The organism is Xanthomonas hortorum (assembly GCF_011305375.1).
Taxonomy (GTDB): Bacteria; Pseudomonadota; Gammaproteobacteria; order Xanthomonadales; family Xanthomonadaceae; genus Xanthomonas; species Xanthomonas hortorum_E.
Genome location: NZ_VCME01000028.1, coordinates 73,667 through 85,692 on the forward strand (window position 1 = coordinate 73,667; position 12,026 = coordinate 85,692).

The 12,026-nt window shown below is 63.2% G+C and carries 9 protein-coding genes and 1 other RNA gene; 1 reads left to right on the forward strand and 9 read right to left on the reverse strand.

The genetic code is table 11. From position 1 onward, the window contains the following. The first annotated feature begins 66 nt into the window (after positions 1 to 66). Complete coding sequence (locus FFY45_RS20670) at positions 67 to 915, forward strand: alpha/beta fold hydrolase (RefSeq protein WP_176341853.1); 849 nt, start codon at positions 67 to 69, stop codon at positions 913 to 915. A 506-nt stretch (positions 916 to 1,421) separates the two neighbouring features. Here FFY45_RS20670 and FFY45_RS20675 read toward each other — a convergent pair. The 9 genes from FFY45_RS20675 to FFY45_RS20715 all read right to left on the reverse strand — a co-directional run bounded on the left by FFY45_RS20675 (position 1,422) and on the right by FFY45_RS20715 (position 11,254). Continuing rightward, positions 1,422 to 1,498, reverse strand: a non-coding RNA gene (locus tag FFY45_RS20675) — sX9 sRNA. A gap of 59 nt (positions 1,499 to 1,557) precedes the next feature. Next, the gene (locus FFY45_RS20680; protein WP_255172101.1) at positions 1,558 to 3,900 is read right to left on the reverse strand and encodes an EAL domain-containing protein; all 2,343 of its coding nucleotides are present in this window, start codon (positions 3,898 to 3,900) and stop codon (positions 1,558 to 1,560) included. Positions 3,901 to 3,906: 6 nt separating this feature from the next. Then, positions 3,907 to 4,983: a protein-glutamate methylesterase/protein-glutamine glutaminase gene (locus tag FFY45_RS20685; protein ID WP_006448344.1), complete on the reverse strand. Its 1,077-nt coding sequence runs from the start codon at positions 4,981 to 4,983 to the stop codon at positions 3,907 to 3,909. Then, positions 4,980 to 5,576: a chemoreceptor glutamine deamidase CheD gene (cheD, locus tag FFY45_RS20690; protein ID WP_006448345.1), complete on the reverse strand. Its 597-nt coding sequence runs from the start codon at positions 5,574 to 5,576 to the stop codon at positions 4,980 to 4,982. The genes FFY45_RS20685 and cheD overlap by 4 nt, the downstream gene beginning before the upstream one ends. Next, the gene (locus FFY45_RS20695; protein WP_023903866.1) at positions 5,573 to 6,436 is read right to left on the reverse strand and encodes a CheR family methyltransferase; all 864 of its coding nucleotides are present in this window, start codon (positions 6,434 to 6,436) and stop codon (positions 5,573 to 5,575) included. The genes cheD and FFY45_RS20695 overlap by 4 nt, the downstream gene beginning before the upstream one ends. A 240-nt stretch (positions 6,437 to 6,676) precedes the next feature. After that, complete coding sequence (locus tag FFY45_RS20700; protein ID WP_176341854.1) at positions 6,677 to 9,055, reverse strand: methyl-accepting chemotaxis protein; 2,379 nt, start codon at positions 9,053 to 9,055, stop codon at positions 6,677 to 6,679. Positions 9,056 to 9,139: 84 nt separating this feature from the next. Beyond that, positions 9,140 to 9,523, reverse strand: a complete 384-nt coding sequence (locus tag FFY45_RS20705) for a hypothetical protein (protein ID WP_005993867.1) — start codon at positions 9,521 to 9,523, stop codon at positions 9,140 to 9,142. Between the two features lie 312 nt (positions 9,524 to 9,835). Further along, entirely contained in the window at positions 9,836 to 10,321 is a 486-nt protein-coding gene (locus FFY45_RS20710) for a chemotaxis protein CheW (RefSeq protein WP_006451575.1), read from the reverse strand. A gap of 147 nt (positions 10,322 to 10,468) precedes the next feature. Then, positions 10,469 to 11,254 (reverse strand): flagellar brake protein, encoded by a 786-nt coding sequence (locus FFY45_RS20715; protein WP_043889772.1) that lies wholly within the window; start codon positions 11,252 to 11,254, stop codon positions 10,469 to 10,471. Between the last annotated feature and the right edge of the window lie 772 nt (positions 11,255 to 12,026).

The following is a 12,026-nucleotide window of genomic DNA, read 5'->3' on the forward strand; positions in this document are numbered from 1 at the left end:
TTGCAACAAAAATCTGAAGTGCAGGGGACTAGAGTGGCGCCGCTCCCATGGCTCTCATGATTTCCAATGCCTATTTGCACGATCGCTGGTCAAACGCTGCACTACGCACAATACGGTCAAGGGTTTCCGGTTCTGCTTGGCCACAGCTACCTCTGGGATGCGGCCATGTGGGAGCCGCAGATTCACGCGCTCTCGCAGCACTATCGGGTCATCGTTCCCGAGCTGTGGGGACATGGGCAATCGGCTGCGCTGCCGGCCGGCACGCAGACGGTTGGCGACCTTGCCAAGCAGATGCTGCTATTGCTGGATGCGCTGGAACTGCCGCAATGCGCGGTGGTCGGTTTGTCGGTCGGTGGCATGTGGGGCGCAGAGCTCGCGTTGCTTGCGCCGGAGCGCGTGCGCAGCCTGGTGCTGATGGATACGTTTCTGGGTGCAGAGCCGCAGGCGATGCAGACGCGTTATTTCGGTTTGCTCGATGCCATCGAAGCGGCGGGGCAGGTGACGCCTGCGTTGATCGAGGCGATCGTGCCGATCTTTTTCCGTCCCGGTATCGATCCGAGCTCTGCGTTGCCGGCTGCGTTTGCACAACGATTGGCGGCGATGTCGGCCGAGCAGCTGCGCGCATCGGTGGTGCCGTTGGGCCGGTTGATCTTCGGGCGTGCCGATCGGTTGGAGGCGTTGTCGGCGCTGAATCCGGCAAACACGTTCTTGCTGGGTGGCGAATACGATATTCCGCGCCCGCCGGAAGAGCTATGGCTGATGGCCGAAGTGATCGGCTGCGATTACGAGTTGGTGCCCGATGCCGGGCATATCGCGTCGCTGGAGAATCCGGCGTTCGTCACTGCGCAGTTGTTGGGTTGGTTGAAGCGCACATTGGGGCAAGGTGTTGGCGTGAATGCCGCGATGTACGCTTGAAGGCAGCGCTCGGAAGGATGGTCCCAAGCGACGTAGGTCGAGTGCGCGGTGTCCTCACCGCTCGCGGGACACGCCGCAAGTACGTCCATGTAGGCTCGGTGGCGGCATCCATGCCGCCACACGGTCCCGCAATCGGTGAGGACACCGCACCAGGGAGTTGGTCGGTTGTTTTCTTAAAATCTTGTCCGTTGCTCGGCTTACATTGAGAAGCTGATCGGCCGCGGCGTTATCCGAACACCGCACGTCATGCATCGCTTGCACCACGCACACCGACCATCTCGATTGGTCCTTGCCCGCCCACCGTCGCGGGACCTTACGCGGCATGGATCCACACGGACGTACTTGCGGCGTGTCCCGCGATGGTGGGCGGGCAAGGGCCCTGCAGCCAAGGCAAGGACCCTGCAGCCAAGGACCCTGCAGCCAAGCCGCAGATCAACCGCTCTGCAGCCTACACATGCATAGCTTCCAAGCGTCCGAAGATAATCGAGATCTCACGGCCTTGAAGCGGCTGACAAAACGTCGCGAGCACGGGGCGTCTGGGCGTGGACGGCGCACTCAAAACTGGCATGTACGCGTGGTACATACCGCATCGTGCAATAGCGGCACCCGTCTGATGGCCACGAAGCACATGTGTTGGCCGCGCTAAGGCTGCGCACCCAACCAGGCTTCCAACGCTGCGGCCGGCAGCGGCCGCGAGAACAGATAGCCCTGCAGCACTTCGCAGCCCAGGTCGGCTAAAAACAAGCGTTGCGCCTCATTTTCCACCCCTTCGGCAACCACGTGCTTGCGCAGATGTTCGCCGATGCGCAACACCGAGGTGGTGAGCGCGCGAGCGTCTTCGCTGTGTTCGATGTCGCGCACGAAGCTCATGTCCAGCTTGAGTTCGTCGATCGGCAGGCGGTGCAGATGGCTCAGGCTGGAATAGCCGGTGCCGAAGTCGTCCAGCGACAACGAGATGCCGGCTTCGCGGATGGCATGCAGGTTTTCCAGCACCCCGGGTTGCCCCGAGAGCATCACGCTTTCGGTCATTTCCAATGTGAGATCGGAGGGCAGCACGCCCATGTCGGCGATGAGCCGGAGCAGGTCGCTGAGCATGCGCGGACTTTCGAAACTGCTGGCCGACAGATTCACCGATACACGGGCCACTGGCACGCCGCGTTGGCGCCAGTCGGCGACCTGCTGGCAGGCGCGGCGCAATACCCAATCGTTGAGCTGCGGCATCATGCCTTGTTCTTCGGCCACGGGCAGAAACCGTGCCGGCGACACCGCGCCGAGTTGCGGGTGGTTCCAGCGCAGCAGCGCTTCCACGCCATATAGCGCGTGCGGTGCGGCGCTGTGCAGCTGCGGTTGATAGTGCAGTTGCAACTGATCGCGTCCGATGGCCTGGCGCAGCTCCGCTTCCAGCGCAACGCGCTCCTGCGCCATGCGATTCATGTCGGCGCTGAAGAAGCGGAAGCGTCCGCCGCCTTCCTGCTTGGCGCGATTCATCGCCAGATCGGCATGCCGCAACAGGATGTTGATGTCGCGACCGTCCTCGGGAAACATCGCCACGCCCACGCTGGCAGACGGATGCACGGTCATGTGGCCGACCGGCAACGGCACGGCGATGGTGCAGAGCAGCCGCTCCGCGGCGGCACTGGCCTGTTCGGCACTGCATTGCGGCAGGGCGAGCGCGAATTCGTCGCCGGCCAGGCGCGCCAGCATGGCGGTGGCGGTGAGTTGTTCGCCGATGCGTAATGCGATGTCGCGCAACAGGCCATCGCCTGCGGCATGGCCCTGGCTGTCGTTGATCAACTTGAAGCGGTCGATGTTGATGAACATCAACGCGGCCGGTTCGCTGGCGTATTCGGCCTGCGTCAACGCCTGCTCGGCGCGTGCGCTGAACATGATGCGGTTGGGCAGCCCGGTCAGCGCATCGTAGAACGCGAGCTGATGCACGCGTTGGCGGATCTGTTCGCGTTCCAGCGCCAGCGTGCACAACTGTTGGCACAGATCGGTGAGCCGCACATGCCAGGCATCGGCACGTTGCGCCTTGCGGTAGTACAGCGCGAAGGTGCCGAGCACGCGCGAGCTGTTGGAGCGGATCGGCGTGCTCCAGCAGGCGCGCAAGCCCATCGGCAGCAGCAGGTCGCGGTACGGTGCGAACAGCGGGTCGGTGGCGATGTCTTCCACCATGACCGCGCGGCCGCGCCAGGCGGCGGTGCCGCAGGCGCCTGCACCGGGCGCGATCTTCAACCCGTTGACTGCATCGGCGTATTCGGGCGGCAGGCTGGGGGCGGCCAGCGAATGCAGGCAGCCCTGGTTGTCCGCGCTCATCACCGTGGCCAGTACGTCCGGTGCGATGCGTTCGACCTCGGTGCAGATCAAGGTCATCACGTCGATCAGCGGGCGCTCCTGCACCAGCGCCTCAAGCACGCGGTGCTGCAGCACCTCGTGCATCTTGGTGTCGGTGATGTCGGTCAGCACCGCCACGTAATGCGATGGGTTGTGCCTGGCGTCGTAGATCGGATTGAAGTTGAGCGAGATCCACAGCGGCGTGCCGTCCTTGCGATAGACCAGCAGGTCGGCCTGGGTCTGCTGCAAGGCGTCGGCGCGATCGCGGATGCGCGCCACCTCGCTCTGATCGCTTTGCGCGCGGGTGAGCACGTCCGAGGGACGCTTGCCGACCAGTTCGGCCTCGGTATAGCCGAACATGCGCTGGAAGCCGTCGTTGGCATAGAGCAGGTGCGATTGCAGATCGCAGATCAGGATCGCACTGCTGCTGCCATCCAGCGCTTCGGCCAACAGGCGCGAGCGCGTGGCATCGGGACGTTCGTCGGGTTTGACCATGCCGGCAGTGACCGGGCCGGCCTTGATCGACGGTGTGTCGAGTGCGCCAAGTTCTGTCGCGCTATCTACCGTTGAATCCGCAGCAGCGACCGACGTGGTTCCCGGTGCGCCGGGAACCTCCGCCTGGTCGGTCGGAGACGGGGGCAGGGCGCTCATGCCGGATCAACGTGCCTGCGCCGACAGCGCGATCAAGCGCTCGGCAACGCGGTCCAGCGGCACCACTTCCTGCGCGGCGCCGAGCTTGTAGGCGGCACCGGGCATGCCCCATACCACGCTGCTGGCTTCGTCCTGCACCAGCGTGGGCGCGCCGGCCTGCAGCATTTCCAGCAGGCCGCGTGCGCCGTCGTCACCCATGCCGGTGAGGATGGCGCCGACCGCGTTCGGGCCGGCGTTGGCGGCGACCGAGCGGAACAGCACGTCCACCGCCGGCTTGTGGCGATTGACCGGCGGGCCGTCGTCGATGCGGCAGCGCCAGCGGGCACCGTCGCGGATGATGCGCAGATGCTGGCCGCCGGGCGGCAGGTAGGCGTGGCCGGGCAGGATCGCTTCGCCATCGCTGGCTTCGCGCACCGACATGGCCGAATGACGATTGAGTCGCTCGGCAAAAGCGGTGCTGAAGCTGGCCGGCAAGTGCTGGGTCATGACCACCGCCGGTGCATCGGCGGGCATGTGTTCGAGCACCACGCGCAGGGCTTCAGTGCCGCCGGCCGAGGCGCCGATGGCGATCAGGCGGTCGGTAGTGCGGAAGCGCAGGGCGCTGCCAGCCACCGGCGCAGCCTGCATGTCCAGGGTGACCTTGGGCGCGCTGGGGCGATTGAGCGCGCTGACCTTGGCCTTGGAGGCCATCTTGACCTTGCTGACGATTTCTTCGGCATAGCCTTCCAGCCCGCGTGCGACATCGATCTTGGGCTTGGAGATGAAATCCACCGCGCCCAGCGACAAGGCCTGCAAGGTGGTGTCGGCGCCACGCTCGGTCAGCGATGAAATCATCACCACCGGGGTGGGGCGCAGGCGCATGAGGTTTTCCAGGAATACCAGGCCGTCCATGCGCGGCATTTCCACATCCAGCGTGATCACGTCCGGATTGAGGCGTTTGATCTTTTCGCGCGCCAGGATCGGGTCGGCGGCCGAGCCGATCACTTCGATGCCGGCATCGCGCGACAGGATCTCGGTCAGCATCTGACGCACCACCGCCGAGTCGTCGACGATCAATACGCGAACAGGGGTTTCCAGCGTCATTCGAACAACTCCACTCCACCGGTGACCGGTGCTTTGGACAGACGGGCGCGCACGGCAGATTCGGTAGCGGCGACTTCGGCTTCGTGTGCGTGCGGCAAACGCTGCACGACAACGCGTCCGGTCGTCGGGAAGAACCAGACCTTGCGCGGATGGATGCCGCACAGATCTTCGGCAATGATGGGGATGTGCTCGGCCAACAGGTACTGGCGCACGAACTCGGCGTTGCGGGTGCCCACCGGGTTGCTGGTGAAGCCCTTGAGCACGTTGGCGCCACCGAAGACCTTGGCTTCGATCCGCTTGCGATGCGCGCCGCGCTTGAGCATGTCGTTGATCAGCAACTCCATCGCATAACTGCCGTAGCGCGCGGGTGCGCCATCGCCAACCTGGCCTTCCGGCAGCAGGAAATGGTTCATGCCGCCGATCTTCAACACCGGGTCGCGAAGACAGGCCGCAACGCACGATCCCAAGGTGGTCGTCAACGCGGTGTCGTCGTCCACCACCAGGTATTGGGTAGGCAGCAGCTTGGCGGTGATGGTCTGGAACCGCGAATCGCGGTAGCGCATGACATCGTCGACCTGCACAGCGGTACTCATGTAGCGGCTCCCGCGCGCGGAGCGCGCCGATACAGCGTGCGCCCGCACGGCTGGATCAGGTCGGCCGCGTGCAGGTAGTTCTCCGAGTGCCCGGTGTAGAGCAGGCCGTCATCGCCCATGTGGCTGACCAGACGCGACAGGATGCCGCGCTGGGTGGGCTTGTCGAAATAGATCATCACGTTGCGGCAGAACAGCGCCGCATACGGGCCGCCGACGTCGTAGCGCGGCGACAGCAGATTCAACTGCTTGTATTCGATGAGCTGGCGCAGCGCCGGAATGACCCGGCACTTGCCTTCGTTGGGGCCGCTGCCGCGCTGGAAATACTTGCGCTTGATCGATGCATCCAGCGAGGCGACGCGGTCGATGGCATAGACGCCGCGCGAGGCGGTTTCCAGCACCTGGGTGTCGACATCGGTGGCGATGATGCTCACCGGTGGCGTCAGCGAGCCGAAGGCTTCGCAGGCGGTGATGGCGATGGAGTAGGGCTCCTCACCGGTGGAGGCCGCACACGACCAGATCTTCAGCGGTGCCTGCGAGGCACGCTTTTGCAGTTCTTCGCGCAGCTTGTCGAAGTGATGCGGCTCGCGGAAGAACGAGGTCAGGTTGGTGGTCAGCGCGTTGGTGAACGCCTGCCATTCTTCCTCATCGTTGCCTGCTTCGAGCTGATCGATGTAGTCGCGGAAAGAGCGCAGACCGAGCACGCGCAGACGACGCGACAGCCGGCCATACACCATATCGCGCTTGGCCGGAGCCAGGGCGATGCCGACACGCTGATAGATCAGATCGCAAACGCGTTTGAAATCGCGGTCGCCAAAATCAAATTCGCGTGTGTCTGAAGCGGAAGTCGAGGTGGTCGTCATATCCGTACGCGTCGTTAGCTAGTACTGGATATCGGCCATGTGGTCATGCAACTGAAGCACCAATCTGCGCCGTCGCGGGCGGTTGGGGCTGGTTGCCGAGTATTTATGGAGCATGGCGCTGCGGCATGGCGCCGGCAGCAGGGGATGGCTGCGCAGATGCGCGTCGCAACAGAGACAGAAATACACCCTAGAAACACACCGCCCCGGCTTGGCCGGGGCGGTGTGGGTGAGGGCGGTGAATCAGAACTCTTGCCAGTTACCGTCGGCCAGTGCGGCCTGCGGCTTGGCCTGGCGCGAAGGCGCGGCGGTTGCACGCGCAGCCGGTTTGGCAGCGGTCTTGGCTGCGAGCGGACGTGAGGCCACGGCCACCGGGCGCGCGCGTGCGACCGGCGCGGCAGGCTCGTCCAGCTTGAACACCGAGACTGCTTCGGCCAGGTGACCGGCCTGCTCTTCCATCGAGCGTGCGGCGGCAGTGGCTTCTTCCACCAGCGCGGCGTTCTGCTGGGTGGTTTCGTCCATCTGGGTGATGGTCTGGTTGACCTGTTCGATCCCGGTCGACTGTTCCTGCGAAGCGGCAGAGATCTCGCCCATGATGTCGGTGACGCGCTGCACGCTGGCCACGATGTCGGCCATGGTCGCACCGGCCTTACGCACGAGTGCCGAGCCTTCGGCGACCTTGTGCACGGAGTCGTCGATCAAGCCCTTGATCTCCTTGGCCGCACCGGCCGAACGCTGTGCCAACGTACGCACTTCCGAGGCGACCACGGCAAAGCCGCGGCCCTGTTCGCCGGCACGGGCCGCTTCCACCGCCGCGTTCAAGGCCAGGATGTTGGTCTGGAACGCGATGCCGTCGATGACGCTGATGATGTCGGCAATCTTCTTGGACGAGGCTTCGATGCCGGACATGGTGGCGACCACCTGCGAGACCACTTCACCGCCTTGCGAGGCCACACCGGTGGCGCCGATGGCAAGCTGGTTGGCCTGACGGGCGCTTTCGGCGTTCTGCCTGACGGTGGAGGTGAGCTCCTCCATGGAGGCGGCGGTTTCTTCCAGATTCGCTGCCTGCTGCTCGGTACGATGCGACAGATCCTGATTACCCGAGGCGATCTCGCCAGCCGCCGAGTTGATGGCGGTGGAGGAGACCTTGATGCGCCCGACAATGTCGGCCAGCTGCTCGGCGGTGGCATTGGCATCGTCACGCATCTGCGCGAACACGCCGCTGAATTCGCCGTGCATGCGCACGGTCAGATCGCCACGTGACAGCGCCGACAGCAGCGAGGAAATCTGCTCCAGGCTGGCAGCGTTTGCATCCAGCAAGCCGTTGAGTTGCTGCGCCAGCTGCAGGAAGAAACCCTGCTTGCCCTCGGTTTCCACCCGGCCGCTCATGTCGCCGCTGGCAGCGGCGCGCACGATACGGGCCACTTCTTCTTCGACCTGGACTTCGATGGTGCGGTCGCGCCATTCGCAGACATCGCCGGTGCTTTCGTCCTGTTCGTTCTTGATGACGGTGACGGTCTGCATCATCACGAACTCGCCGTAGCGTTCTTCGAAGCTGGTGATGCCGTCGCGTTCCAGTGCGGCGATGGCCTTGCGCACGGTCGTCTCGGGCAGGCCGAGATAACTGATGTGCTGACCGATGATCTTGCTGGCTTCAAAATCCGACGATGCCAGACGGATGCTGCCTTCGTAATGCGCGACGAGCTTCATGAACGCTTCGTTGGCGTAGATGATGATGCGATCGGTATCGGTGATGAAGGTGGCGGTGGAGGACTTGTCCAGCGCGGTGCGAATGCGCAGGTTTTCGTCGGCAATCTTCTGGTCGCGTTCGATGCGTTCCTTCAGATCGCGCTGCATGCGCTGCATGGAGCGCATCAGTTCGCCCACTTCGTCCTTGCCCTGCACGTTGATCTGACCATCGAGTTTGCCGCCGGCGATTTCGGTGGCGGTGGAGACCGCGCCGCGCATGCTCTTGACGATGGAACGGGCGAACAGAAACGCCAGACCCAGGCCACCAGCGATGCCGAGCAGCAACACCACCATGCTCAAGGTGACCGAGGTGGCGTGGACCTTCTCGGCCTTGCTCTTGGCCGCCTGTGCCAGGCGGTTGTCTTCGACGATCAACGCGGCCAGCGAATCCTTGGCCTTGTTGTGCAGGGTGCGGGTTTCGCCGACGAAGGTGTCGACGGCATCGTCGGGCAGATTGAGTTCGAGCATTTCGTTGACGCTGGCGTAGGAAGCCGAGGCCTTCTTCCAGTCTGCCACGAAGCTCGCAAACAGCTTCTTCTGCTCCGGGCTTTCGATCAGGCGGGGATAGCCCTTGATCGTCGCTTCGATTTCGCCATCGAGCCGCTTGGCGCGGAGCTTGGCTTCCTGCTTCACCGCGTCGCTTGCGCGCACCAAACTTTGATAAGAAGCATTACGGTATTCGCCGAGCATGCCGCGCAGGTCGCCTGCTTCGCGCACGCTGGACATGGTGTTGCCGGCCAGGTCACTGGTGACGTTGTTGAGCGAGGCCAGACCCGAATAAGCGATGATCCCCTGCACCAGCAAGATCAGCAGCACGATGCCGAATGCCAGCATCAGCTTGGGCATCAATTTCAGATTGTTGATCCATTGCATTGACACGATTCCCCGTAGAAGTCAGTCCGCATAAGCGCAAACAGCAGATCGCCACGCGCGAGGGCGTGGCGATGTGCGAGGCGATTACTTGATGGTGGCGAGCTTCAGGCTGGCCGGCGAGCTGACTTCGATTTCGGCACGCGAGCTGTCGCGCTGGATCTTGCCGAGCACACAGACGTCCTTGCCTTCCAGGGATTCGGGAGCAAAGCTGAACTTGCCGCGGTTGGCGCCGTCGATGCGGGCCGAGAAGGTGTGGCGCGGGAACATGCCACCCATGTAGAGGAAGGTGGGTTCGCCTTCCGAGCTCTGCGCGTACTTGGCCTTTTCGACCTTGCCGCACACCATGCCATCCTTGCCGACGAAGCGGGTGGCCATTTCCGGCGGAATCATTTCCTGCGACTGAGCCGAAAGCGTGGGAGCAACGATAACGAGAGCAGCGACGGGGAGGAGCGAGAGCAGGAACTTCATTGGGATTCTCCAGAATCAAAAGTCGAACGGTGACCCGTTTAAGTGCGCGGGCTTCTATTCAGCTATCGGCTAGCTGCCGTTCAACTTGAATCCAAAAAACGTGATTCCTATCTCACTTCACTCTAGGCGCACGTCTCGTGTCGGGAAGCTCCCGACACCAGATGGTCGTAACCGCGACTGCCGGTACCACTGCAGCCCCCAGGCGGGTTTGCTGCGTGCAGAAAGTCGTCGTGTAGCGCGCTACACGACGACTTTCGTGCTCTGACTAAGCATGCATAACGAGCGCTTGTTGCGTGCCTTGATCGCTATACGTCAGGCGGCTTCTTCGGCCAATTGCTGCTGACCGAGTTCGGCGCTGTCCAGCAAGGTTTCGATATCCAGCAGGATCAGCATGCGATCGTCCTGGGTGCCGATGCCCGAGATGAAACGGGTGTCGACGGCGGCGCCGAATTCCGGCGTCGGGCGGATCTGGTCGTCGTTGAGCGGGATCACGTCGGAGACGCTGTCCACCACGATGCCGACCACGCGGTCTTCGACGTTGAGCACGATCATCACGGTGAAGGCGTCGTAGCGCGCTTCTTTCAGCCGCAGCTTCAGGCGCAGGTCGATCACCGGCACGATGGTGCCGCGCAGGTTGATCACACCCTTGATGTAATCGGGAGCGTCGGGCAGACGGGTGACCGAATCGTAGCCGCGGATTTCCTGCACTTTCAGGATGTCCACGCCGTAGTGTTCTTCGCCCAAGGCGAAGCTGAGGAATTCACCACCGGTGCCGGTGGCAGTGCTTTTGTCGTTCATGGAAACTCCGGGCGTTGCGGCTGAGTGTCAGATTGCTGAAGAAATGCGGCAGAAGCGTGCGAAAAAGAGTGTGGAAGAGGTTGCCCTAGCAACATCGGCGCAGCGCACGGCAACTTTAGCGGTGCGCTGTGCACGGTACGGGCGGGTTCAGAACACGCCGCTCTTGCGCGCGTTGCGCTGGCGGTCGACGCGAAAAATATAGCGTTGAATGGTTTCGTCGGCGCCACGCGGCAGATCGCTGAACTGCATGCCGACACGGAAGCCCTCGCTGCCGTTGGGCAGGGACTGCTTATATTGGCTGCAGACGGTGAGCGGTAGCGTGATCGGCGCGGTGTCGGGCAGTTGCAGCGTGCAATTGCGGTAGGTGCGTTGCGGTTCGAGCAGCGGCATGCCGTCGGTGATCGCTACCGCCAGGCCGCCGCTGCTGATGTCGATCACGCGCAGCTGCAAGTTGAGAGTGCCACCCTGTGCGTCGTCCTGACGAATGGTGCAGATGGGCGAATCGGTGATCGGCGTTTCCAGCCGGTACGATTCGCGGCGCTGCATGTGATACATGGCGTCGGGCAATGCAGCGCGGAAGGCGACGTGGATGTCGCGTTCCAGCCGGTCGGGCGTTTCCAGCCGGAAACGGATATTGACCCGTTCCAGTTGCGCGTAGCACAGCAGATACTTGGCATCTTCGATGGCGCGGTTGGAAGCTTCGTTGTGGCTGCCGTCCAGAATCACGCAGTCGTCGTCTTCGTCCACTTCGAGCACGGCGGTGGGCACCGCCATGTCGCGGCCGGCCACGTGCATGGTCACCACGGCGCGTTGGTCGAGCAGCTGGCGCAGCAAGCCACGGATCTGCCGTTTGTTGCGCAGCAGATAGCGCTCGTCGCCTTCGGCCAGGTGATCGGCGTCGTGGTCCAGCTCTGAGGTATCGCCTTGGGACATGAGCACCAGCACAGTGGATGCGGGAATGCGCCCGGACGGTTGTCCCGGCGTCGCCTTGATATCGGCGGCAAAACCAAATCTTTAAGAGCGGCTCATAAAACGACTTAGGCTTGGCTGCAGGGCCTTTGCCCGCCCACCGTCGCGGGACACGCTGCAAGTACGTCCCTGTAAGCTCTTCTGTGGCATCCATGCCGCATAAGGTCCCGCGACGGTGGGCGGGCAAGGACCAGTCGAGATGGTCGGTGTGCATGGCTTTGAATAAAACTGCCAGCAAACTGTCCTGTGCGATGAGGGGACCGCGCCCTCAAGGCTGGGGGTTTGCTGCAGGGCCCTTGCCCGCCCACCATCGCGGGACACGCCGCAAGTACGCAAGTACGTCCGTGTAGGCTCTTACGCGGCATCCATGCCGCGTAAGGTCCCGCGATGGTGAGCGGGCAAGGACCAGTCCAGATGGTCGGTGCGCACGATTAAAAGCAGTGCGGGATGCGCGTTGTTCGATGACTTAGCGCCGGCTCAATGTCCGATGCACATTGCGCGACAAACAGCTTTTTGCGCGACCACCGACCAACTTTCTGGTGCGGTGTCCTCGCCGATTGCGGGACCGTGTGGCGGCATGGATGCCGCCACCGAGCCTCCAGGGACGGATTTACGGCGTGTCCCGCGAGCGGCGAGGGCACCGCGCGCTCGACTGACTAGGCTTGAGTGCATTTAAACGCCGCCACAACTCGAAACTTTGGTTGTCTCGCTAAGTGATTGGACAGTGCAGACAGGT